This window comes from Bacteroides faecis (genome assembly GCF_020091505.1).
In the GTDB taxonomy this organism is placed as follows: domain Bacteria; phylum Bacteroidota; class Bacteroidia; order Bacteroidales; family Bacteroidaceae; genus Bacteroides; species Bacteroides faecis.
This window is the reverse complement of sequence record NZ_CP081916.1, coordinates 4,918,580-4,942,732: the sequence shown is the minus strand read 5'-3', so window position 1 is coordinate 4,942,732 and position 24,153 is coordinate 4,918,580. Positions and strand designations below refer to the sequence as shown.

General features: G+C 42.6%; 17 protein-coding genes. 7 read left to right on the top strand and 10 right to left on the bottom strand.

From position 1 onward, the window contains the following. Positions 1-12 precede the first annotated feature (12 nt). Positions 13-1,083 carry an HlyD family secretion protein gene (locus K6V30_RS19390; RefSeq protein WP_055269658.1) on the top strand — a complete coding sequence of 357 codons (1,071 nt, stop codon included), beginning with the start codon at positions 13-15 and terminating at the stop codon, positions 1,081-1,083. Continuing rightward, a complete protein-coding gene (locus K6V30_RS19385; RefSeq protein WP_055269660.1) occupies positions 1,080-2,684 on the top strand; it encodes an MFS transporter in 1,605 nt (534 codons plus the stop codon). The genes K6V30_RS19390 and K6V30_RS19385 overlap by 4 nt, the downstream gene beginning before the upstream one ends. A 166-nt stretch (positions 2,685-2,850) precedes the next feature. Here K6V30_RS19385 and K6V30_RS19380 read toward each other — a convergent pair whose 3' ends face one another. Continuing rightward, positions 2,851-4,341 carry a UxaA family hydrolase gene (locus tag K6V30_RS19380; RefSeq protein ID WP_055269662.1) on the bottom strand — a complete coding sequence of 497 codons (1,491 nt, stop codon included), beginning with the start codon at positions 4,339-4,341 and terminating at the stop codon, positions 2,851-2,853. Positions 4,342-4,366: 25 nt separating this feature from the next. Then, the gene (locus tag K6V30_RS19375) at positions 4,367-5,431 is read right to left on the bottom strand and encodes a LacI family DNA-binding transcriptional regulator (RefSeq protein ID WP_055269664.1); all 1,065 of its coding nucleotides are present in this window, start codon (positions 5,429-5,431) and stop codon (positions 4,367-4,369) included. A 252-nt stretch (positions 5,432-5,683) separates the two neighbouring features. Here K6V30_RS19375 and K6V30_RS19370 point away from each other — a divergent pair, with 252 nt between their 5' ends. Together K6V30_RS19370 and K6V30_RS19365 are read left to right on the top strand one after the other, a co-directional pair. Further along, entirely contained in the window at positions 5,684-6,709 is a 1,026-nt protein-coding gene (locus K6V30_RS19370) for a sugar kinase (RefSeq protein ID WP_010538476.1), read from the top strand. Between the two features lie 60 nt (positions 6,710-6,769). Then, positions 6,770-7,438: a bifunctional 4-hydroxy-2-oxoglutarate aldolase/2-dehydro-3-deoxy-phosphogluconate aldolase gene (locus K6V30_RS19365; RefSeq protein ID WP_010538475.1), complete on the top strand. Its 669-nt coding sequence runs from the start codon at positions 6,770-6,772 to the stop codon at positions 7,436-7,438. Positions 7,439-7,640: 202 nt separating this feature from the next. Here the strand turns inward: K6V30_RS19365 and K6V30_RS19360 are convergent, their stop codons facing one another. The 8 genes from K6V30_RS19360 to K6V30_RS19325 all read right to left on the bottom strand — a co-directional run bounded on the left by K6V30_RS19360 (position 7,641) and on the right by K6V30_RS19325 (position 18,380). Further along, positions 7,641-7,907, bottom strand: coding sequence for a hypothetical protein (locus K6V30_RS19360; protein ID WP_010538474.1), 267 nt, complete (start codon positions 7,905-7,907; stop codon positions 7,641-7,643). A gap of 579 nt (positions 7,908-8,486) precedes the next feature. After that, positions 8,487-8,813, bottom strand: coding sequence for a DUF2149 domain-containing protein (locus K6V30_RS19355; protein ID WP_010538473.1), 327 nt, complete (start codon positions 8,811-8,813; stop codon positions 8,487-8,489). After that, positions 8,810-9,427: a MotA/TolQ/ExbB proton channel family protein gene (locus K6V30_RS19350; RefSeq protein WP_010538472.1), complete on the bottom strand. Its 618-nt coding sequence runs from the start codon at positions 9,425-9,427 to the stop codon at positions 8,810-8,812. The genes K6V30_RS19355 and K6V30_RS19350 overlap by 4 nt, the downstream gene beginning before the upstream one ends. A 33-nt stretch (positions 9,428-9,460) precedes the next feature. Beyond that, complete coding sequence (locus K6V30_RS19345) at positions 9,461-10,162, bottom strand: hypothetical protein (RefSeq protein WP_010538471.1); 702 nt, start codon at positions 10,160-10,162, stop codon at positions 9,461-9,463. A 51-nt stretch (positions 10,163-10,213) separates the two neighbouring features. Next, positions 10,214-14,611, bottom strand: coding sequence for a cobaltochelatase subunit CobN (locus tag K6V30_RS19340; protein ID WP_055269666.1), 4,398 nt, complete (start codon positions 14,609-14,611; stop codon positions 10,214-10,216). A gap of 42 nt (positions 14,612-14,653) precedes the next feature. Beyond that, positions 14,654-16,801 carry a TonB-dependent receptor gene (locus tag K6V30_RS19335; protein WP_055269668.1) on the bottom strand — a complete coding sequence of 716 codons (2,148 nt, stop codon included), beginning with the start codon at positions 16,799-16,801 and terminating at the stop codon, positions 14,654-14,656. Between the two features lie 17 nt (positions 16,802-16,818). Beyond that, positions 16,819-17,481: an HmuY family protein gene (locus K6V30_RS19330; protein WP_029425604.1), complete on the bottom strand. Its 663-nt coding sequence runs from the start codon at positions 17,479-17,481 to the stop codon at positions 16,819-16,821. A 17-nt stretch (positions 17,482-17,498) separates the two neighbouring features. Further along, the gene (locus K6V30_RS19325; protein ID WP_055269670.1) at positions 17,499-18,380 is read right to left on the bottom strand and encodes a calycin-like domain-containing protein; all 882 of its coding nucleotides are present in this window, start codon (positions 18,378-18,380) and stop codon (positions 17,499-17,501) included. Between the two features lie 257 nt (positions 18,381-18,637). On the opposite strand from K6V30_RS19325, the gene K6V30_RS19320 reads away from it, so the two are divergent. The 3 genes from K6V30_RS19320 (at position 18,638) to K6V30_RS19310 (ending at position 24,139) form a co-directional block, all read left to right on the top strand. Further along, entirely contained in the window at positions 18,638-19,537 is a 900-nt protein-coding gene (locus tag K6V30_RS19320) for a cation diffusion facilitator family transporter (RefSeq protein ID WP_010538466.1), read from the top strand. Positions 19,538-19,636: 99 nt separating this feature from the next. Continuing rightward, complete coding sequence (locus K6V30_RS19315) at positions 19,637-22,696, top strand: SusC/RagA family TonB-linked outer membrane protein (RefSeq protein ID WP_010538465.1); 3,060 nt, start codon at positions 19,637-19,639, stop codon at positions 22,694-22,696. 12 nt (positions 22,697-22,708) lie between these two features. After that, on the top strand, positions 22,709-24,139 hold the full coding sequence (locus K6V30_RS19310; RefSeq protein ID WP_055269672.1) for a RagB/SusD family nutrient uptake outer membrane protein: 1,431 nt from the start codon (positions 22,709-22,711) through the stop codon (positions 24,137-24,139). The last annotated feature ends 14 nt before the right edge of the window (positions 24,140-24,153 follow it).

Sequence of the window (24,153 nt, the reverse complement as noted above, 5' to 3'; positions counted from 1 at the left end):
TCTGGCAATGATATGGCAAATGAATTAAAAGAAAAACAGCAGAAACTGAAAAAAGTAAGAGTACGCAATGTGATTTTGAACTTAGTGTGTATTTGTCTGGCGGGTTCGGGGCTCTGGTGGACCGCCACTTACTTTTGGCGTTATATTAATTATGAGGTAACTAATGATGCTTTTGTGGACCAGTATGTTGCCCCGCTGAATATTCGAGTTTCGGGATATATCAAGGAAATTTGTTTCAAAGAACATCAGTATGTGCATGAAGGAGATACTTTGCTGATACTCGATAATCGTGAATACCGGATCAAAGTGAAGGAGGCGGAAGCGGCTTTATTGGATGCACGCGGTTCACAGGATGTTCTTCATTCGGGTATCGAGACTTCTTATACCAACATTGCCGTGCAGGATGCGAATATTGCCGAGGCAAAAGCAAAACTATGGCAATTGGAACAAGATTATCATCGTTTTGAACGCTTACTCAAAGAAGAATCTGTACCGGAACAGCAGTATGAACAGACAAAGGCCGCGTATGAAGCAGCGAAAGCACGTTATCAGGCATTGGCTGCGCAGAAACAGGCTGCGTTGTCTCAGTATGCGGAAACAAGTAAGAAAACGACCGGTGCAGAAGCGGCTATTTTGCGTAAAGAAGCTGATCTGGATTTGGCTAAGCTAAATTTGTCGTATACCATATTGACCGCCCCCTATGATGGATTTATGGGGAGACGTACGCTGGAACCCGGCCAGTATGTACAAACCGGACAGACGATTTCTTATCTGGTGCGTAACAAGGATAAATGGGTGACTGCCAATTATAAAGAAACTCAGATAGCCAATATCTATATCGGTCAGCCGGTACGTGTAAAAGTGGATGCCGTCCCCGGGAAAATATTTCATGGAGAGGTGACTGCTATTTCCGAGGCAACCGGCTCCAAATATTCACTGGTTCCTACAGACAATTCTGCCGGAAATTTTGTAAAAGTACAGCAACGCATTCCGGTGCGAATAGAACTAGATGATGTATCTGCGGAAGAAATGGCACAATTGAGGGCAGGTATGATGGTCGAAACTGAGGCTTTGCGCAGATGATAACGATGAAAGAATTGGAGGCGCCTGTTCGTCAATGGGTGTCCGATTGGCTTGGCTTTGTCAGCATCTTTATAGTCATTCTTCCTGTCACAATGCTGAACGGTTCGTATACCGGAAGTATGTTGGAAGTCTCTAATACACTCGGGACCAATTCGGAAGATATAACGATGGGATATTATGCTGCATCTGCAGGGATGGCTATCGCTTATCCGATTATTCCAAAAGTGTTGGCGGCTGTTTCCGTAAAGTTCCTTTTGTTGACAGATCTGGTTCTGCAGTTTTTTTTGAGCTGGATATGTGCCCGTTCGCAAAATGCGGATATCTTGATTGTCTGTAGTTTTGCTATCGGATTTTTGAAAGGATTTCTGATGCTATGGTTCATTCGTTATGCCCAGAAGATCTTTAGTCCGAATAATGTCCGTAGTGAGTTTTACTCCTATTTCTATCCGTTAGTATATGGCGGAGGACAGGTTTCTATGTTGGTTACCGCTCAATTGGCATATTATTATGACTGGAAGTATATGTATTATTTTATGATGCTTCTGATGTTGGTTGCCATCCTGCTGGTTATTATCTGTTTTCGGCACAACCGGCCTATAAAATCAGTTCCGATAGCTGATTTGCATATCCGTGAAATGTTTATTATCTCAGCCGGATTGCTGATGTTGATGTATGTTATCAATTACGGGAAGGTACTTGACTGGATGTCTTCCGCCAAAATATGTGCTTATATTGTAATAGCTCCTATGCTGATTGCCTTGTTTATCTGGATTCAAATTCATTCGGATAAGCCTTATGTGAGTCTCGCCCCTTTATATCAGCCCAAAGCTATCATCGGATATTTGTATATGATGATTGTCATGTTTTTCAGTACATCGACTACTTTGCTGACTAATTATCTTAGTGTTATTCTGAAGGTGGATACTACGCATACGTATTCTCTTTATATTTATTTACTTCCGGGATATTTGGCAGGAGCTTTCATTTGTTTCTGGTGGTTTCGCTGGCAGCGTTGGCGTTTTCGGTTTTTGATAGCGGGAGGTATGGGGTGCTTTGTCATATTCTTTGCTATTTTGTATTTCGGTATCTCTCCGGGCAGTACGTATGAAATGTTGTATTTGCCTATATTCTTCCGCGGATTGGGAATGTTGACTTTGATTATTGCTTTTGCATTGTTTGCAGTCGAAGATTTGAATCCGAAATATCTATTGTCGAATGCTTTCTTTCTGATCATTTTTCGTTCGGTACTAACCCCTATTATGGCTACTTCTTTTTACAGTAATGTACTTTATCGGCTGGAGCAGAAATATATGTGTTCTCTGTCGGAAACGATAACGACGGCTGATCCTTTGGCTGCATCGAAATACAGTCAGTCTTTAAACACGGCTCTGTCACAAGGTCACAGGTATGACGAAGCTGTACAAATAGCAACTAATTCTCTCCATGCAACCTTACAACAGCAAAGTTTGCTGCTTGCTTTAAAAGAGATTCTGGGATATCTGTTGGTAATATCGGTTATTATTGCTGTTGTCTCCCGTTTTATCCCGTTTCATAAAACGATTCGTGTTACATTCCTTAGGACAGGGGATGATATGGTTTAATATGAGTAGGCGCTTTGAAGTTCTTGTAGATAAAAAGAGTTTTTGATAATGAAAAGAGTTGCTGTCCGGTCCAACTTATGTTGGCTATTGGATAGCAACTCTTCATATTGTTCTACGTACCTTTTAAGGTTTCGTTTTAGTCTATTGCGTTAAATGTACATTACTTTTATAAAGTAACTCCTGTCTTAAAGATCGCAATTTCGCGATAACCTTTCTTCTCGTTGTTCACGAGTTCGCCGCTTGCCACTTTAATCACATAATCGATAAAACGTTCACAAGTTTTCTCCATCGGTTCGTTTTCAACGATCACTCCGGCATTAAAATCAATCCATCCCGGTTTGTTCTTTGCTAAAGTAGAGTTGGTAGAAATCTTCATTGTCGGAACAAAAGTACCGAAAGGAGTTCCGCGTCCGGTAGTGAAAAGTACCATATGACATGCGCTGGCTGCGAGAGTAGTGGCAGCTACCAGGTCATTACCCGGGGCAGAAAGTAAATTGAGCCCTTTCTTTTGCAGGCGTTCTCCGTAAGGCATCACCCCGGATACATAACTCTTCCCACATTTCTGTGTACATCCCAGTGCTTTTTCTTCCAAGGTAGAGATGCCTCCGGCTTTGTTACCCGGAGATGGATTCTCACCCACAGGCTCTCCATGTGACAGGAAGTATTCTTTGAAATCATTAATCAGATGCACAGTCTGTTCGAACAAGTCCTTGTTTTCGCAACGATTCATCAGGATTGTTTCTGCACCGAACATTTCCGGAACTTCTGTCAGCACGCTTGTACCACCCTGCGCAATCAGAAAGTCGGAGAACATACCCAATAACGGATTGGCTGTAATACCGGAGAAACCATCGGAACCGCCACATTTCAGACCAACACGCAATTCGGACAGAGGCACTTCCGTACGTTCATCTTTAGATGCCTCAGCATATAAGTCACGCAGAATTTCCATTCCTTCTTCATATTCATCGCCTACTTTCTGAGTAACCATAAACTTTACACGATCCTGATCGAAATCACCCAGAAATTCACGGAATACATCCGGCTGGTTGTTTTCACATCCCAAACCTACCACCAATACTGCACCTGCATTGGGATGAAGTACCATATCACGAAGAATCTTTTTCGTATTTTCATGGTCGTCACCAAGCTGTGAGCAACCGTAATTGTGGGGGAATGCAACGATAGCATCTACCCCTTTTCCTTCTGTTTCGCGACGCAAACCTTCGGCTAGTTGTCCGATGATACCGTTTACACAACCTACAGTCGGGATAATCCAGATTTCGTTTCTTACACCGACATCACCATTCTTACGGCGGTAACCTTTGAAAGTTAGGTCTTTATGGGGGATATCCAATGCAACCTGAATCGGATTATAGGTATATTCCAATAGTCCGGCAAGGTTCGTCTTGATATTCGTTTCGTTCATCCAGTCTCCCTGTCTCTTCGCCATGCGGGCATGGCCGATAGGGTAACCATACTTGATTACGTTCTCGCCTTCTGCAAAATCTTTGAGTGCAAACTTATGACCGGCAGGAATGTCTTCATTCAGTGTAATCTCAATGCCATCTACAGAGAGATGCTCTCCTTCCGGGAGGTTAACAATGGCAACAGCAACGTTGTCGGCAGGATTAATTCTTAAATACTTTGTTTCCATGTACTTGTTTAGTTGGATTTTGTTGTTATTTGTTATGGTAATAGTCTATTGTCTCTACAGTCAACAAGTCAATTGGCATATAGTTGATGCAGGTCACGTCTTTCTTGAAAATGAGGTGATCGCACAGTGCCTTGATACCATTGAGACCTTGTAGCTCCGGTTGCTGGGCTATGAGGAAAGAAACGCTTCCTTCTTTCAGGCAGGTGACGTTTCGTTCCAAAAGGTCATAACCTATCAGATTGAAATCTTTCTTTCCGCGGCTTTGCAGATATTCGCCAACGATGTAGACTTTCGAATTGAAAGTGATTCCATTCTTTACACTCGGGTGGGCGCGGAAGAATTCATCCAGCATTTCGTTATCTTCATCATTACGCTCTGCATGTAAGTCGAGCTCCAGTATATTACAAGACGGATGATGTTCCTTCATGTACTGCCTGAATCCGATTTCCCGGTTTTCCTGTTGATTAGAACCGACAATTCCTTCATGTATTTTGCGGAAAATGACAATCTCTTTTTCATCTCTGGCAAGCAACATCAACATACGGGCGGCAAAGTATCCGCTTTGGCGTGAGTTCTGCCCAAAGAAGGCGAGGGGAGGGACGTCTTTAATATTTGAGTCTATATATATAAAAGGTATATCCAGTGCTTGCAACTGGTCAGTGAATCCTTTAGTATATTGAGGAGCTGTAGGAGCTACCATAACTCCGTCCGGTTGTTGAGTCAGAATTGCTTCGCTGGCATCTACAAACGAATGGTAATCGTAAGGATCATAATAGTTGATTTTCACTGAAGTATTGAAATCTGAATAGGTAGCGATGGCTTCGTGGATGCCCAATTCTACTGCGGTCCAGTATTCACCTTCCAAGTGTTGGGGCAGAAGGCAAATGAATGTATACTTTTTGTTGGATGCTAAAGCGCTGGCATACATATTAGGTTGGTAGTCAAGCTGCTTCAGAATTTCTTCCACCCGTTTTTTACTTGCTTCTGATACGCCGCTGCGCCCGTGAATGACGCGGTCTACTGTTCCTACTGACACGTCTGCTAAGCGGGCGATGTCTTTGATTCTGATTCTTTCGGGCAATTTATTCATACGATCACCTTATTTATATAGGTTTATGTGCTCGCACACAATAATAATCTTAATATTTTCGACACAAATATATAACAATTTTTGTAATTACGAAAATTGTTGTATCTTTGTGCCCGCACACGAAAGGTGTGTGGTGTTACTCTGTTTATAGATTAAATGTCATATAATCAGCTGTTTAAACCCTAAAATGGACTGAAAATGATAAATTGAAACTTCATAATATTAATAACTTAGAATTTAAAACATAAGATTATGGGAAAGAAAGTCGTTACATTAGGCGAAATCATGCTTAGATTGTCAACTCCGGGTAATACTCGCTTTGTTCAGTCTGACTCTTTTGATGTAGTATATGGTGGTGGAGAAGCAAACGTTGCAGTAAGCTGTGCCAACTACGGACATGAAGCCTATTTCGTAACCAAATTGCCAAAACATGAAATCGGACAGTCTGCTGTAAACGCTTTGCGTAAATATGGTGTGAAGACAGACTTTATTGCTCGTGGTGGAGACCGTGTAGGTATCTATTATCTGGAAACTGGTGCTTCTATGCGTCCTAGCAAAGTTATCTATGACCGCGCTCATTCTGCTATTGCTGAGGCTGATGCCGCTGACTTCGATTTTGATGCTATCATGGAAGGTGCTGACTGGTTCCACTGGTCTGGTATCACCCCTGCTATCTCCGATAAAGCTGCCGAACTGACTCGTCTGGCTTGCGAAGCTGCGAAGCGTCACGGTGTGACTGTATCAGTTGACTTGAATTTCCGTAAGAAACTGTGGACTAAAGAAAAAGCTCAGTCTATCATGAAACCATTGATGCAGTATGTAGATGTATGTATCGGCAACGAAGAAGATGCAGAACTTTGTCTGGGCTTCAAACCGGATGCTGACGTTGAAGCAGGTCATACAGATGCTGAAGGTTACAAGGGTATCTTCCAGCAGATGATGAAAGAGTTCGGATTCAAATATGTTGTTTCTACATTGCGTGAATCTTTCTCGGCTACTCACAACGGCTGGAAAGCTATGATCTACAATGGTGAAGAATTCTATACTTCGAAACGTTATGATATCGATCCGATTATTGACCGTGTAGGTGGTGGTGATTCTTTTTCCGGTGGTATTATCCATGGTTTGATGACTAAGCCTAACCAAGGTGCTGCTCTTGAATTCGCTGTTGCTGCATCTGCTTTGAAACACACTATCAATGGTGACTTCAATTTAGTTTCTATAGAAGAAGTTGAAGCTTTGGCTGGTGGTGACGCAAGTGGTCGCGTACAGAGATAAGTTGAGAATAGAGAGTTGAAAATTTGAATAGTCAATTCATTTAAAATAGTAAATAATAAGATGGCAAAATTCGATAAAATAGCCGTAATGAATAAAATCGGCTCTACAGGTATGGTTCCTGTGTTCTATCATAAAGATGCAGAAGTGGCAAAGAAAGTTGTAAAAGCTTGTTATGACGGTGGTGTCCGCGCTTTTGAATTCACCAACCGTGGTGACTTTGCGCAGGAAGTGTTTGCTGAAATCGTGAAATATGCAGCAAAAGAATGTCCTGAAATGGCTATCGGTATCGGTTCAATCGTTGATCCGGCTACTGCTGCAATGTATCTTCAACTGGGAGCTAACTTTGTAGTAGGTCCGTTGTTCAACCCGGAAATCGCTAAGGTATGTAACCGTCGTCTGGTGGCTTACACTCCGGGCTGTGGCTCTGTATCAGAAGTTGGTTTTGCGCAGGAAGTAGGCTGTGACCTTTGCAAAGTATTCCCTGGAGATGTCTACGGAACTAACTTTGTAAAAGGGTTAATGGCTCCGATGCCATGGTCTAAGCTGATGGTGACAGGCGGGGTAGAACCTACCAAAGAAAACCTGACAGCATGGATCAAAGCCGGTGTATTCTGTGTAGGTATGGGCTCTAAACTGTTCCCGAAAGATAAGGTAGCGGCAGAAGACTGGGCTTATGTAACTGCAAAATGCGAGGAAGCTCTCGGCTATATCGCTGAAGCACGCAAGTAAGATTAGACGGCGAAAGCCATCTATATAAAACAAGAGGCTGATGTGTCAGCCTCTTCAAAATATGCCTCAAAGGGTTAGTTAGTTTAGTTAGTAATGAGGCATATTTTTTCCATTTTGTTTAAAGGTGTTTAAAGGGGATAAGTCATCGGAATGAGTGATCATTTCGGTGACTTGTTTTTTTTGTTTGCTGCGGTCGTTCTTTTTAAGAATGATGAACCATTCGTACTTTGATAATTCGTCCGATAACGAGTGCTGCAATATATACCACGGCAAAGCCTATGATTGAAAATACAAACGGCTTCTGTTCATTGAAAGTACGACGTGGAGGTATAGCTGCGTAAGCCTCATTAGTGGTAGTCTGATTGTCAGACTTGGCGACGGCTGTTACTTGCAGTGTTGTTTCTGTTGCTACCATCTGGCAGCTATCTGTTGTTGTGGATACAGTATCCACTAATACTTCTGTAGACATCTTTTTTACCCTTTTAAATGATACGTAATACAACATAGTACTAAAGGGTTAGTTCAAAGGGATTTTTAAAATCGGCGCAAAGGTAATTAAAAAAGTAAATGATAGAGCATGAGAAGACTATTCTTTTCAAAGGATTTGATATAAATCAATTTTTAAGAGCTTTTTCTCTTGTTCGTTTGCCGGCGGTGGAGAATGTAGACAGGCAGAAGCATTAGTAATAAACAGAAGATGCTGATGAGAGGGAAATAGCGATTGTAGATATACTCATTTTCATCAACATTATTCATCAGGCAAACAGGCATGTACATTCGGGGTTATCGCTGCTGTGTAATGACAAACAGATTGAAGCAGCTTATCATGACAATGAGGGCAAGGACTACCTTTATATACAAATGTGATTGCTTTTTGTGATCTTTTGGCAAGAGTACTATCATGTGTGTGTTAAATCTGTGCGATCTGTCACTTGAAATTTGCCAAAGAGTCTCCTTTCTGTTTATGTATAAGAAAAGGAGATCTTTCGGCAAATTCAGAATAACAAGATACTATGTATATATTTACTTTAAACCAATCTTAAATCGGTTATTCGGGTACATAAATGATTTCACCATTATCCAGTTCATAGGCGATACCTACTTTCTTTCCACGTTTTCCTTCTTTCTTATCCTGATCTTCAGATGGAGTATATCGGTTGATCTTATTACCTTCTTTGGTAATGATTTCCATATTCTCTTTACCCGGATTTTTCACCATCGTATAGTCTTCCTGCGAAAAGACCTCTGTCATGTTATACCGGCTGACGAGTGCTACCATCAATGCAACAGCAAAAACCATCGCAATGTCGAACAGGTTGGATACTACACTGATAGGATCGGCGTCTTCTTCTTTTCGTAATAGGTTATGCTTCATTTCTCTGTAGTTTTATTGATTGAACGTTTGTCATTGAGCAGTTCGGATATGAATTCAAGATTGGTCATATCCTGTAAGTACCAGCGTTGTTTCACCTGCTGTGTGAGGAAACCTACGGCACCTGCTACCAGTCCGACTACAGTGGTGGCGAAAGCAATCTGCATGTTGTAAGCCATGGAAGCAATATCACCACTGGCCAGTCCTGCAAGGGCAGGGCCCATTGGGATCAGCGTTCCCATCAACCCTAAGATAGGGCCCAGTTTAGTCAGAGTTTTAGAGATGGCTAAATCTTTGTCTGCTGCAATTTCAAAATTAGCTAATAAGCGTTGTACCTGTGCCGGAGTATCACGCGCATCCAATACTTGGCGCATATACATAATGACAAGGGATCTGGAGTTTTCCGGAAGATTGGAGCCAAGTTCTCCGACGGTATCCGGAGTCAGTTTGTTCAGTTCGTTACGGAGCAGAGCCTCTGTTTTACGGATAGACAGATATTGACCATAGAAACTACCGGCAAGTATGATTGCACGGCAAAAGAGGATGATTAATAAAACGATCACAGGAACAAGTAGGCCTGTTGAGATCCAGTATAAAATGTCTGATATAAGATTCATTGTTATTGATAATTTAATGCGTTATTTATTCTTTTATTGTTTCACACTTTTTTCTTTATTTCTATTTCGGATGTTCCACCAGAGAAGACCGAGAATTCCACCAGCCAATGCAATGATTATGACGCCTGCCAATGCTTTCCAGTCTATTTCACTGACACCTGCTGCGGAAGTCTTTCCGTTGACTGTGGCAACAATTCCCAGAACGGCTACCAAGGCATTGGTCAGGAAAAATAGTTCGAGGCGTAGCTCTTTCTCCGGCAGTAAATGGAGGAGTATAAATCTGCCACAAGGAATAGCTGCCAGAATAAAGGCTGCATAACTCCAGGCTATCGTCTGGAATGAAGTGCCGGGAAAAGCAAAGATGAGATATACCAGACCGCTGAATAGAACGGGAAAAATCAATAATCCCGGAAACCAGCGGAGGAAACGGTACATGAGTATCATGCGCGGTTTGACCGGATAGTCATTGGCCACGTGGACGGCAAGCATGGCATAAGCCATTTGTATGCAGACTTCCACACTGAGAAGCACGGAAGTATCCAGCATCAAAGGCTGATTGCTCAGCCAGTTTGCTATCTGAGTTTTCGATTGCTCGATAGCATATGGCCACATTAATCCGGTGAAGACAGCGCAGATAGCGGCGATAATGCAGACCGCTATCAATTTCCAGAACGTTTGCTTCAACAGAAAGTTGAATGCTGTAAGAAGCATAAGTACAAGAACAACTGTATCCATTATACGATTTTACGATTTACAATTTATGATTGATAATTCACCGCTCAGGACTTACATCTGACTGTTTTTGCGACGCTTGCGTACAAAGAGTATCAGAGCAAGAATAACGATTATAACAGCGATGCCTACAGCTACATTGCTCAATGTATTTGTTTGCTTTTCGGCTGTCTGATTTATTTCTTCTTTTTTCATGACCACTCCCTTATTGTTTCCGCTGGCTTTTGCTTCACGGATTTTAGAGATATTCTCTTTATACTGTGTAGCGGTTTGTGCGTCAGCTTTAGATGCAATGAAGTCACGGAGTTTGGAATTGTCACAAACAAATCCGGAACACGACGGACGGTAAGTATTGACGATTTCCGTATGAAGTTTACTTAACTCTGTAACCTGTTCTTCACTTGCTTTCCACAACCCTTTGCGGGCGCTTTCAAGCATTACAGCAGTCATCTCTTCCAGAGCTGCAGGATTCTGTTGCTCGAAATATTGTTTGACTCCCAAGTTCAGTTCATCCTTCACATATACATTATATATATTATCCCAGAGTTCTTTGTCGATTGCGGCTGGTTTCATCACATTCCATCCATAGGTGTTTGTGATAACTTCTGCAAATTCACTTGCGGAAGAGGCTCCACCTTTCATTTTCTCTTTGATGTAAGTCGGATTCAGAATAGTGGTACGGCTTTCTACGCCGACAGCTTCTTTCAGTTCTTGCATCTTCATGTGGTTCCGATTGCGATAATCACTGAGATAGGCATCCGGATCTTTGCCGGTCACATTGCGTACGGCAAGATTCATACCTCCCATAAATTCGTATACATGGTCGAGGCTTAAAGCTCCCCAAGTATTGCTTTGTCGTGGCTGTACTACAACATCCGTTCGGGTCAGTGCGGCTTCGAAAGCGAACTTCTGGAATACTTCCCAATTCTTTTCACTGCCGTAATAGGCTCCCATATTGTTGAGATAAGTATCTGCGATTTCCGATTCATTCTCCCAACGGTCGCCGGATTCCACCATTTCCTGAATACCTGTTCCATACATGCCGTTGGTTCCTCCGAATACCCGGAACGTTGAAATTTCGCGGGCATCTTTCGGGCTTAGTCCTTTTTCGGTCAGTACCCGTTCGGCTTCTATTACGCTGGCGGCAACCTGATTCTCATATTGGTCGTCTTTGGCCGTGGCAGCCATCTCTACTGCACGATTGACAAGGAAGAGGCGGGAGGCGGCAAGATCACGGAGCTGTCCGGAAGTCTGGACCACTACGTCAATACGTGGGCGTCCTAACTCGGCAGAAGGAATCAGTTTTAAATCACTGACACGACCGAAAGCGTCACGGACAGGTTCAACTCCTAACATATAAAGTACTTGTGCGATGGTTGCTCCGCCGGTTTCAATAAACTCGGATGACCAGAGTGTGTAGCTGACTTTGCGTGGTATGGAGTCGTTGTGACGTTGCTTGTATGTCTCGATCGTCTGTTTGGCTAAAGCAATCCCTTTTTCCCACGCAGACTCTGTCGGAGTTGCTTCGGCATTGATAGCATACATATTGCGTCCGGTAGGCAGCGTGTTCGGATTAGCGATCGGGTCACCACCGGGAGTAGGGGCCGTGTATCCACCTTTTAATGCATTCATCAGACTGCTAAGTTCCTCTTCAGGGCTTGTCAGCAGTGCATTTTTATAGTTAGCTATATTCTTGATTGTACGTTCTACTTCGGTTACTGCAAGTGCGAATTCTACTTCTTCTTTGCTGTATTCTTTCGGAGCTTTTCCCATAGCAGCCATCATAGCTGACATCCCCTGTGGTTTTTCGGCATTTTCCGTTTTTTCCGGTTTGCCCGGAGTATTTGCAGTTTTGCTTTGCTCTTTATTGGCTTTCATGCCGGCTTCCATCTTCTTCAATGCTTCCGGGCTGGCTCCCATAGATTTAGCCATTTCCATTGCTTTTTCCGGGTCCATGTTAGCTCCCATTTTTTTCATGGCCTCTTTCATGCTTTCGGGCATTTTGCCATGAGGGTTTGTTTCTGTTTTTGCCGAAGTGGGATGACCATTGCCTGATTTTGTTTTATCTGCCTGATCCTTCTGGGCTGCGGCAGCCATCATCATTGCCATCATGCCTTTGGGGGCATTACGCTCTGCTTCTATCTGTCTTGCCTTTGCTAGTTCCTGCGGAGTGATTCCGGCTGTACGACAAATCAGTTCATCGTTCGCCAGTGAAGGATTAGCCATCAGTCTTTCTACCAGAAGGCGGGCAGGAGTGAGGTATTGTTGTGTAAAGACACTCCGATGCTTTCCGGCAGCTTCTGTCGCTTTTCCACGTTGCTTGTCAAGGGCAAAAAGGCTATAAGCAATTGGTTCTGTAGCCATTGCGTAAACAGAAGAAGTAATTCTTTCCGGTTCGTAAGGAATCCCCATAGTGTACAGTTGTCCTGTGATTTTCTCTGTAGCCAACTCTTCGGCAAAGTTTTCTACACGGACGATTTCATCTTCTGTATATGGTTTGTTGGCAATACTGTCCAGTCCTAAATCACGGTGAATACCCATCTTCACAGTCAGGATTTTCACAGCCAGTGCTTCCTGGTCTTTGTTTTCCTTTTGAGAATTATTATAGATTTTGATCTTTTCCATTAATTCCCGGTAGATGCCCCGCACGCTGCTTTCCAGAAAAGGAGGAGTGAGGTATGACTGCAATGTAGTATAAGAACGGCGTTTGGCCATCATGCCTTCTCCGACGTTCCCAATGGAGTAGATATAGTAATGAGGAACAGCCCCTACCAGACGGTCCGGCCAGTCATTGCTGCATAAGGCAACTTGCTTTCTTGGAGTAAATTCCAGACTGCCGTGTGTACCGAAGTGGATAAGTGCATCGGCCTTGAAACCGTGCTGCATCCATAAATAGGAAGCAATATAGGTGTGTGGCGGAGCCATGTTGGTACCATGTACCACTTGGAAAGAATTGTCACCGCTTCCGGCAGCATTTTGTGGCAAAAGCACAACATTGCCGAATTGTAAACGGGCGATACCCAGTTTACCATCGGGAGTCGCCATATAATTGCCGGGAAATTCACCGAAAGCATCTACTACTTCCTGATACTTTTCGGGACGAAGTGATTCTTTCACCCAACCTTCATACTGTTCTTTTGTTATCAGTTCGGGGTGTCCGTTTTGCATGAACTCGTTGAAAGCTCCTTCTGCATAAGCATTGAATACTGCTCCCTGAGCTTGTATCATTTTTCCCAGTTCCTGTGCATTGGCAGGGAGGCCGGATATATTATATCCTTCCTGTTTCATCCGAAGCAGAAGATTATAAAGGGAAGGTACTACTTCCATTCCGGCAGCTGTCAATGCGTTTTGACCGGGACCTTTGTAGTAGTAGATTGCTACTTTCTTTTCAAAATTTGGTTTCGTTTTCAGATTCAGATAGTTATCTATCGTAGATACAAAAGTCTTCAGACGTTCGGGAACTGCATATGAATGACGCAATCCTTCTTTATCTTCATACTGTGCAAAAAGGGCGAAAGGACGAATAGCTCCGTCTATCTCCGGTGTCACGATACTTTGCGACATGAACCCTCCCGACATACCCATCGGATCATTTTCCCATTCATCCACAAGACTGTTGATTGTGAGCGGAGCGAACAAAAGGATATTCTTAGCTTTCAGATAATCTACCATTTTATCTCCCATGCGTCCGTGTGCCATGTTAATAACAGCATCGGGCTGCACTTCATCAATGAATGACATAAATCTTGTCATGGATTGAACGGGATACACATTGTATCCTGCATTTTCGAGCGCTTTGATCAGATCGGTGGCATCTGCCATTTGTCCGGTAATCATGATTTTTCGTGCTTTTTCTTTATAAAGGTTGTTATCACGCGTGAATTTCTCATAATCGGTAACAGTGAGGAATTCGAGTTCATCATCCGGGTTACTGATTCCGGCATGATAAAGCATGTCGCTAGGCCTTTCTACCGGATCTTCCACTTCGGGTACGGCAGAAGCCTTTCTGTCGATGGCTTTACGGATATAGTTCAGCATGTTGCGGTAGTTGGTTTTTCCACCGTTGCTTAGATAGCCGCGTATGAGATTCTGCTGTATACTGTCGAGGTTGCAGATATTGTTGGCCGGGTTGGTAGCCATGGAAGTGTATACAGGGATACCTTTATCCGCTGCCTGCTGTATTTGTTGACGCTGCTCTTCGACAATACGCAGTCCCATGCCATTGATGAATACCATGTCATAATTGGTCAGACGATCGAGATTGTCAAGAGACACTTCACTAAGTTTAATGAATGAATTGTCGTTGGCTTTCGAAATACTTCCCTGTTGTATCGTCTGGAAGTTGACGAAAGCAATCTCTGTAGTACTGAACCAGATATTCCATACGGATAGCCCTGTCAGGGCTGCTACGACGATGCATCCACCTAAAATGATTTTACTTTTCTTTTTCATTTCTCTTATTTTTAGCTTTGTATGTAGTTCTATTGCTGCTGTTTATTTCTTGAAGATCCTGTCTATATCCAGTGAAAGTCCCAACGTAAGATTGGTGCCCGTTGTGGTAGGTGAGTTGAAATAATAGTAATCAGGCACATAATCGAACAGATTGTTTACAGCCAGATTCATATTTACTCCTTTGATGATTCCCAACGAGAAGGTAAGATCCCATATCATATATCCCGGATACTCTACTGCCTGACTTCCGGCAGCCGGATTATTGAAACTATCGTTGTATATGTTGGTTTTCACTTTCGACAGCACGCGTCCGTTGAGTGAATAGTTGAAATCGACTTTATTCAGCGTTTTTCCCCAGTCAATTCTAACAGTTGCTGTGTGAGGGCGTGTATCTGTGAACTTTTTTTGTCCGTCGCGCATGAACTCATGAATATAAGTGTATGACAGGCGATAGCCGAGTCCGCAAGGATATTTTGCGGAGATGTTGGCATCAATTCCTGCAATATCCATTTTGTCGGTATTGGTATATATTTGTCCCTTGGGGTCTTCACTGTAAACGGTATTGATACGATTATGCACCAGATTATAATAGCCTGTCACAGAAAAGTTATAACGGTTCTTGGTATATTCGGCAGATACGGAGAAATTGTGACTCGTTTCCGATTTCAAATCCGGATTACCATAGATCATCATCATATTTGCCATATTGAATACCATATACATCTCCTTTAGAGTAGGGGAGCGGAATCCTTGCGAATAAGATCCTCTTAATGAACAGCTGCCTATCTTGTACATCATTCCCAGATGTGGAGACAAATGACGTACATTCGAATCAGAGAAATAGTCGAACCGCAATCCGGCTATTACGTTCAGCCTTTCTGTCGGATTCCAGTCGAACTGTCCGAATGCGTCTGCTGTATGCATAGTATGGTCCGCGTTATCAGTAAACTGGTAAGACATCAGATAATCGCGCAGATAATCGGCGCCGACAGTTAGCGTATGCTTTCCATTAAAGGTATAATTGTAGAGTGCATGTACATTGTGTTGCACGTTGCTGTAATCACGTACATCATTTTTATAAAGTGACTGATAGTCGCTTTTGTCATACTGGTCAAAGGTATAACCAACTTCAAGATTACTCATAATATTGAAAGTATAGTTAGCTTTCATTCCGCCACTGAATCCCCGATATCTGTCTTGGGTATCTCCCGGCTTATTACGTTCACGGAAATAATATCCCGCTCTTCCTGTCAGTTTGAGTGTTTCAAGCGGATGATAGATTAGACGTTCTTTAAAGTTCCATACCCGGCTTCCAAACACTGTAGAGAAGTCTCCCGGGTTGTCTACGGCATAAGTGTCGACATTGTTATATTGTACGTTGGTCAGGCTGTTGAATTTGCCAGCATTGAATCCCACAGTGCCGCCATATCGCTGGTCATTGTGTTCGGAGAAGCGCGAATTGAGATTGAGGTTCCATGGATCATCCGATTCGCGGGTAATGATATTAATCACTCCTCCGATAGCGCTGGAACCGTAAAGGGTAGATGCTGCTCCCTTTACTATCTCTATGCGCTCGACATTGTCGAGATTCAGACGCTCATAGTCTACATTATTAAGTGTTTCTCCTGCTAACCGTTCGCCATCTACCAGAAACAGCACGGAGTTACCCCCAAAACCTTGCATGTTGATGGCGGTTTGCTGATCCATGGAAAAGGTAAATTCGATACCGGGCAATTCTGTCTTTAGCAGATCGGCAACGTTATTGGCATTTACTTTCTTAATATCCTCCGAGGTGATTACCCGAGTGATGATGGGAGCATCTTTCAGCAATTTGGGAGTACGGGTACCGGTTACAACGACCGTTCCGAGGTCGAACTGATCTTCGGATAAACGAAAATTCACTTTCTTTTCCTTTTCGGTAGTTATTCTTTTTTCTTCTGTTTGATAACCTATGTAGGATGCTGTGATGATATATGAACCGATTCCGGGGAGTTGTAATGTATATGTTCCGTCAGCAGTAGTGACAGCTCCTGTTTTTTCTCCTTTTATGGAGATGGTAGCACCTGGGAGAGGTTCTCCGTTTGTATCAGTGACACGTCCGCTGATATGTTCTGTTGATTGTTGTGCGAATGTGGAACAGGTTGCTATAAAGGAGAATAGTAAGATGGATACTATATATGTAGGTTTCATTCTTTGTAATTGGTTTCTTAGTTGTTTTCTTCGAAATCAAGCGGATATAGAAAATCGAAGTCGATATATCCTTTTATGCCTCTGGCATTGGTATAGTTGGTAAAACGAATTGCTGCATAGGTGTTATCCTTCAGCCGTATCAGATAAACTTGATTGGACATCGTATAAATAGGGGGCATACTTGAAGTATCTACATTCAACCAGCCGGATAAGATCTCATTGCGATAATCTTCTGTATATTTAATGTTTCCTTCCATCATGCCGGACATATCGATTGCTATTTTATCAGTTGTCCATTCATCTTTTATAAAATTTTCTTCAGCAGGAAGTTTTCCACTTGCTTTCAGCTCATCAATATTAGTATAGGTCGTCTGATAGGCTGCACCTTCGTTTGTTTTGATATCGTAACGGTGGATGGCGAGATCCCATTCTGCCGGTATCTCACTTTTATGTTCCTCTCCGATTTCTACAGTTGTTGCTTTGCGTTCGGATAAATCGATATATACCCAGTTGGTGTACTCGGTAGTATTGATTTGTGAAAAGCTACTTTCTTTAATTTCCATCTCACTTTCGATGGGATCATCATAAATCCCTTCAAACATTCCATTACAAGCTGAGAGCGACATCGTCGCTCCCAGTATCATGATATTTTTGAAAATAGTGTGACTACTTCTTCTCATATCTTCTTTCAAATTAGTTATTGTGCACTACTTTTGCTGCTTCCGATGAAAATTGCCGTGATTGGCATAGGCATACTTCCCGGTTTGAAAGCTACAGTGATTTCAGCGGTACCGTCTGTTGCAACTGTACCTTCCAGGCTTACACCTGTAATTGGGGTAGGAGTGCCGGTTGAAGATTCTGCCTCAGATTCGAATTCACCTAAACTTAGTGTGTAGCCGCTAGTTGTTTTTTCAACGTTTACTCCGTTAATCGTGAAATCTCCCAGACTCATATTACTTCCTCCTCCGGTTAAATTGCCAAATCCGTTCAGGGTGATATTTACTGTAGTTTCTGAAGCACGTTTAACAATTGCTTTGCAATCTTCGGTAGAACCGTATGAACTTCCCATAACACTGATGGAAAGATTAGTATTGTACTGATAGGTAGAAGCTACATAATAAGCAATCGGAGTTTCTGCTTGAATGAATTCGATGTCGATACCGCCCATCGGTACGGGAACATTCGCTTTGAGAGTTAATACCTTTGCATCGCTGACACTACCTTCCAGTGTATATTCGTAGTTACCCGGAGTGTTTCCACCCATGGCCAAAGCAACTTCACCTTCACCTTTGAAAGATTTAGAAGAAACTTTCAGATTATTCAGTATGAAATCTCCGGACCCAGATTTATATACCAGATTGATAGTACCATCCGAATTGGCTATAATGGTGGCACTGGCATCGGCTCCCATTAGATAGTCGGAAAACATTTTGCTTTCACCAATAGAATAACCTTTATAAGTGCCGGCAATTGCTTTCGCTTGTTCTGCATTGTCGGTATCGTCGTCGCTGTCACTACAAGAAACAAAAGTTGATGATAATGCCATAAGGGCAATCATCCATAAGTTTAATATTTTCATCCTTAATTTTGATAGATAATGATTAATTTATTTTTCGTCTGCAAAGTTACGGGGATATATAAGCAAGGACAATACCTAAAAGAAATGAAAAGAAATAGGGCGTTTAATCATATGTAGGTATTAAAGATAACTGGTTTATATTTTTACAGTCATTTATAAGCTTTAACTCAGGAGTCTGCTCAAGATTAGGGAGAAAAATATGAACTATTTATTTTAGCATTTGTTTCCTGGATACAGGATATAAAACTATATATAATATGGAATCTCATCATCACGAACATACTCATCGGATAACTTCGCTCAATAAAGCTTTTATAATAGGTATTGTTCTAAATCTCTCTTTTGTGATAGTTGAATTTGGAGTTGGTTTCTATTACAATTCTTTGGGGCTGCTTTCTGATGCCGGACATAATTTGGGTGATGTGGCAAGCTTGATACTTGCTATGCTGGCTTTTCGGTTGGAGAAAATTCATTCGAACAGCCGTTATACTTACGGATATAAAAAGAGTACCATATTAGTATCTTTATTGAATGCGGTTATATTGTTGGTCGCTGTCGGAATAATTATTGCCGAAAGTATTGATAAGTTGTTTTATCCTGTTGCAGTAGACGGTTCTGCTATTGCATGGACAGCAGGAGTGGGAGTGGTAATCAATGCACTTACTGCGTGGCTTTTTATGAAGGATAAAGATAAGGATCTGAATGTGAAAGGTGCGTATCTGCACATGGCGGCAGATGCATTGGTGTCTATAGGTGTAGTTGCTTCCGGTATCATTATCATGTATACGGGATGGAGTATTGTCGATCCAATTATCGGACTGGGGATAGCTGTGGTTATTGTGATTTCAACATGGGGACTTCTCCGTGACAGTCTTCGGTTGTCATTGGATGGTGTTCCTGTGGGGATAGATATTAATGAAATAAGGCAGATAATACTGGATCAGCCCGGCGTGGAGAGTTGTCATCATCTGCATATATGGGCATTGAGTACTACGGAGACTGCTTTAACTGCACATATAGTCATTGATAATATGGAAAGAATGGAAGAGATAAAACATCTGATCAAAGCACGGTTGGAAGAAGCGGATATTCATCATGTTACTTTGGAGTTTGAATGTGAAGGCGTACCGTGCGAAACTGAAAATGACTGTTTTTAGGTATTTTTAGCTGATGATATAGTTATATATGGTGATTGTCCGGGCTGTGAATAGTGTCTATTTTTGCAGTCCGGATAATACTATATAACAAACGCTAAAATGAGAGCATTTATTATCACTTTAATTTTTATCTCTGTAATTTATTCTACAACTACTTATGCCCAACAAAGAGACGTTGAACTGACCGGTATGGTCACTGATCATCAAGGTGAGCCACTTCCCGGAGTTACCATTCGTGTCAGGAATACACAGTTCGGTACGGTAACAGATACTGACGGACGCTATCTGTTGCGTGGGCGGTGGAAAGAGGGAGAGATAATTGTCTTTTCTTTTGTGGGAATGAAAGATGTCCGTATAAAGTATAGCGGGCAAAAAGTACAGGACGCTGCCATGCAGCAAGATACCAAGTCACTGGATGAAGTTGTTATAGTTGCCAAATCGAATATTAATGAGCTGGATATTCGTGCAAAATCGGGCGTGGTGCAACGGGTAGATATGGAAAGGTTAAACAGCAAACCTATGATTGACATGTCTTTGGCTTTGCAAGGAACGGTTCCCGGACTGATAGTGACAAATACGGGTGACTTGGGTTCGAAGCCCAAGATACGCATTCGTGGAAACTCATCTTTCCGTGAAGGAGACTCGGCAAACGAGCCGCTTTATGTGAAAGATGGACAAGTTATTTCGTCGGATGCTTTTATGACACTCAATCCATCAGATATAAAGGAAATAAAAGTGCTGAAAGATGCTGTTGCCTGCGCCTTATATGGCATTAAAGCAGCTAACGGAGTGATTGAGATTACTTCCTTGCGTGGAAATCCGGACGGGAGGCTGACAACCAATTACAGTTTTAATATGGGTATTACCACCCGTGGCCGCAGAGGAGTGGAAATGATGGATACTGACGAGAAACTGGAGTTGGAGCGATTGTTACAAAATGCTTCCACCCCGGGATATCGCTACAGTGAAGATTATTATCGGAAGTATTACGCTGCCGATCCCAATCTCAATCAAATGATAGCCGAAGGACAGTCTGTACTGGATTCTCTGAGAAATATCCATACCGACTGGTTCGATGAATTGATACACTTGAGTACTTACCAACGTCATAACCTGAGTGTAAGGGGCGGAACGGAGAATACTTCTTATTATGCATCTGTCAATTATGCCCAGCAAGGTGGACGAGTGCCGGGAAATGATACGCACCGTTTCACTGCCAGTTTGAGTCTCGACCAGAAATTGGGTCGATGGGGTTACCTTTCGGTAAGTACGAATGCAGGATATTCTGCAACGGATACTCCAAATGGTAGTGTGTATTCACCCACGGACCTAGTTTATCAACTGAATCCTTACGAGACACCTACCAGTAAATTAATATCTTACTCCAACGAGTCGTCTGAATATACTTATAAAGATTTGCTTAGTCAATATAACAGCAAATCGACCGATAAGCGGGGAGGAGTGAGCGGAAGTCTGAACTTGCAACCTGTCAAAGGACTGGATATTGATGCCGTGGCAGGTATTGATGTGGTACTGAATGAAGCATTGACATTAGTACCTTCCACTTCTATTCAGGAGCGTAAGAGCGGATCTCCTGTGGAAGAACTCGGTAAACTGACGAAAGACAAGAACGTGACGACGAATGTTTCTTCCAATATACGTATTACCTACAATAAGGTGTTTGCCGACAAACATGATTTTACGGTCGGCGGCAATATGGACTACTATATGACAGATGCTGACAATGTCTCCATTGTAGGTTACGGAGTAGGTACTCAAATGTCTCCTGCGGCTATCAATCAGTCTATATCCGGTAATCGTAAACCGTCGGTTGGATCGTTGAAAGAAAAGACTGCTCAAATGGGATTTGGATGGGTGATGGGGTATAGCTTCGATGCTACTTATGACTTTTTTGCTACGTATAAGGCGGATGCTTCTTCGATCCTTCCCAAAGACAAGCGATGGAATGCCGCGTGGGCAGTCGGTTTGGGGTGGACGGTGAGTCAGTATCCTTTCCTGAAAGATAATGAAGTAATTTCTCATCTGAACCTGAAAGCCTCTTATGGAAGAATGGCCAATCTGGCAGGTGTATCTGCTTCATCGACTATCGGAACTTTCTCTTATTCGACAAATTATTACGGCAATGCCCGTCTCTTGCAACTGCTTGCACTTTATAATACGGATTTGAAGCCGGAGCAGACGACGTCTACAGATGTCAGCCTGTCGTTCGAACTGTTTAAACGCCTGACATTAAGTGGTAATATTTATCGGAGGGAAACAAGTGATGCACTGCTGGATGTTCCTGTTCCTTTGTCCAACGGCTTTCATACCATGAAACGTAATATTGGAGTACTTCGCAATGAGGGGTACGAACTGAGTGCTTCCGTAAAGGTGCTGGATACTTCGGACTGGCGTTTGTCTTTGCGTGGTTCGCTGGCTTACAATCGCAATAAGGTAGTCGACTTATATTATTCCGACCGTCTATATACAAGTGAAGAGGAGGTCGTTCCTACTTATGAGGTCGGAAAAGCTTACGATATTGTTTACGGGTTGAAGTCTCTCGGCATTAATCCTATCACCGGGCTTCCGGTATTTCAGGGAGCGGATGGCCGTGAAATACCGGCTACTGAAACTCCGGTGAAGGAGAATATTATAGCGTTGGGGCATGCTACTCCTCCCTATAGCGGTACATTAAATCTGAGTTTTTCATACAGGGACTTTGACTTGGATATGGACTTTTATTATGTATTCGGAGGTATCAAGCGATATAACTACAGTTATGTACGTTCATCCGACACTTCGATAAAGAATGCCATTAAAGGACAAGTACAGGATATGTGGTTCAAACGGGGAGATGAAGGTAAAAAATATCATTCACCTTATTATAGCTCGTCTGCCCTTGCTTCGTTAACGCTGTATCCTAATACGGAAACGGTGGGAAAAAGTGATTATCTCAAACTGTCTATGGTGTCGTTACGCTATCGTGTTCCACATGCTTTTCTTGAAAAGAACATCCGTTTTATTCAATATGCTAATGTTGCTTTTCAGGCTTCCAACCTGTTTATGATTACTCCTTATAGTGAGTCCGATCCGGAAACGGGAACACTGGCAGGAGGAATGCAACCGGTATTAACAATCAATCTAAGTTTGACTTTTTAATTAGAGAAGTGTATGATAACAATAATACATAAAATAAAAGATTGGAGTTATTTATTGGCAATATGCTGTGTAGGTGCATCGTGTTCGCTTGATATTCCTTATGAGAACCAGTTTTCCGATCCGGATGCTGTCACTACTCCGGCTGCTGCCCGTGAATTGCTGGCATCTGCTTATTCGGAACTGCCGACCCCGGAGTTTAATTTGTCTGTATTGGGAGATGATTTTGAGCCGACATATCTGATTGCTCGTAACTCTTCTTTGAGTAATCTGTATAAATGGCAGCCACAGCCGTTGGAAGACATTTCCTTATCCATGTGGCAAGAATATTATGCAACAGTAGCTATTGCCAATGCAGTATTGGAGCGCATTGATAATGTGAGCATAACTTCGGATAAAGAAAGGCAGGAAATACGTTGTATCGTCAGTGAAGCGAAACTGTTGAAAGCCTATTGTTATTTTAATCTGTTACGCCTTTTTGCTCCTGCTTATGCCGATGGTCCGGAGAAAGACGGTATCATTCTGAAAGATGAGTTTAAACTGGGATTCCTGAAGCGTTCGAGCATAGGGGAATGTGTTACAGCTATTCGTAACCTATTGACAGAAGCTGTAGAAGTGGAGAATAATCCTGCACAGGAATATTGGCTTTCTCAATATAGCGGGTATTATCTGCTGGCTGAATTGGAATTATATGCCGGGAATTATGAACAGGCAGAAGAGTATGCGCAGAAGGTGATTGATATTAAAGGAGGGTATGATGTGTTGACGACAGCCGGCTATAGCAAGTTGTTTGGAAACGAAGTTTGTGATGAACGTATCTTTTCTGTTTATACCTCCGGTTCGTACTATACCGATATGAACTACGATAGGGATAAGGGGGATTTCTTTACGCTGAACACGTCTTTGGTCCGTCTTTATTCCGAAGGAGATATTCGTTATGACGAGACCGTCTATTGGTTTGCAATGTCGGGAGAAACGGTAGGAGAGATCACTTCGTCTCCCTATTTGGGAAAATATAACAAGATGAATTGGGAGAAAAAGGAAACGCGGTATATCAATAAATTCCGGGTGGCAGGTGCCTGCTTTATTCTTGCGGAGGCTTATTGCCGTGACGGGAAGGCGCATGATGTGCAGGCGGTGAAAGTGATGAACGAGTATCTCGCACGGCGGGGAGCGACTTTGCTGGATGAAAATCTTAGCGGTGAGGTATTGTTGAAAACTGTCCTTACGGAAAAATGGAAAGAATATGCGGGAGAAGGAGAGCGCTACTTTGACTTGAAACGTTGCCGGAAAGAAATATTGTCGGATTGGAATGTTTCCGGTTCAATGGACGGCAGACGAATACAGAAAGATGATTATCGTTGGACATTCCCCATTCCCAGGGGAGAATATCTGTATAATGAGAATGTGTCGCAGAATGAAGGCTGGACTAAAATAGAGAATTAAGATAGCTAATTTGA

What these genes read in the sequence shown, in the direction of transcription:
- K6V30_RS19390 (WP_055269658.1), top strand. Translation starts at nt 13, where the DNA reads ATGGCAAATGAATTAAAAGAAAAACAGCAGAAACTGAAAAAAGTAAGA.
- K6V30_RS19385 (WP_055269660.1), top strand. Translation starts at nt 1,080, where the DNA reads ATGATAACGATGAAAGAATTGGAGGCGCCTGTTCGTCAATGGGTGTCC.
- K6V30_RS19380 (WP_055269662.1), bottom strand. Translation starts at nt 4,341, where the DNA reads ATGGAAACAAAGTATTTAAGAATTAATCCTGCCGACAACGTTGCTGTT.
- K6V30_RS19375 (WP_055269664.1), bottom strand. Translation starts at nt 5,431, where the DNA reads ATGAATAAATTGCCCGAAAGAATCAGAATCAAAGACATCGCCCGCTTA.
- K6V30_RS19370 (WP_010538476.1), top strand. Translation starts at nt 5,684, where the DNA reads ATGGGAAAGAAAGTCGTTACATTAGGCGAAATCATGCTTAGATTGTCA.
- K6V30_RS19365 (WP_010538475.1), top strand. Translation starts at nt 6,770, where the DNA reads ATGGCAAAATTCGATAAAATAGCCGTAATGAATAAAATCGGCTCTACA.
- K6V30_RS19360 (WP_010538474.1), bottom strand. Translation starts at nt 7,907, where the DNA reads ATGTCTACAGAAGTATTAGTGGATACTGTATCCACAACAACAGATAGC.
- K6V30_RS19355 (WP_010538473.1), bottom strand. Translation starts at nt 8,813, where the DNA reads ATGAAGCATAACCTATTACGAAAAGAAGAAGACGCCGATCCTATCAGT.
- K6V30_RS19350 (WP_010538472.1), bottom strand. Translation starts at nt 9,427, where the DNA reads ATGAATCTTATATCAGACATTTTATACTGGATCTCAACAGGCCTACTT.
- K6V30_RS19345 (WP_010538471.1), bottom strand. Translation starts at nt 10,162, where the DNA reads ATGGATACAGTTGTTCTTGTACTTATGCTTCTTACAGCATTCAACTTT.
- K6V30_RS19340 (WP_055269666.1), bottom strand. Translation starts at nt 14,611, where the DNA reads ATGAAAAAGAAAAGTAAAATCATTTTAGGTGGATGCATCGTCGTAGCA.
- K6V30_RS19335 (WP_055269668.1), bottom strand. Translation starts at nt 16,801, where the DNA reads ATGAAACCTACATATATAGTATCCATCTTACTATTCTCCTTTATAGCA.
- K6V30_RS19330 (WP_029425604.1), bottom strand. Translation starts at nt 17,481, where the DNA reads ATGAGAAGAAGTAGTCACACTATTTTCAAAAATATCATGATACTGGGA.
- K6V30_RS19325 (WP_055269670.1), bottom strand. Translation starts at nt 18,380, where the DNA reads ATGAAAATATTAAACTTATGGATGATTGCCCTTATGGCATTATCATCA.
- K6V30_RS19320 (WP_010538466.1), top strand. Translation starts at nt 18,638, where the DNA reads ATGGAATCTCATCATCACGAACATACTCATCGGATAACTTCGCTCAAT.
- K6V30_RS19315 (WP_010538465.1), top strand. Translation starts at nt 19,637, where the DNA reads ATGAGAGCATTTATTATCACTTTAATTTTTATCTCTGTAATTTATTCT.
- K6V30_RS19310 (WP_055269672.1), top strand. Translation starts at nt 22,709, where the DNA reads ATGATAACAATAATACATAAAATAAAAGATTGGAGTTATTTATTGGCA.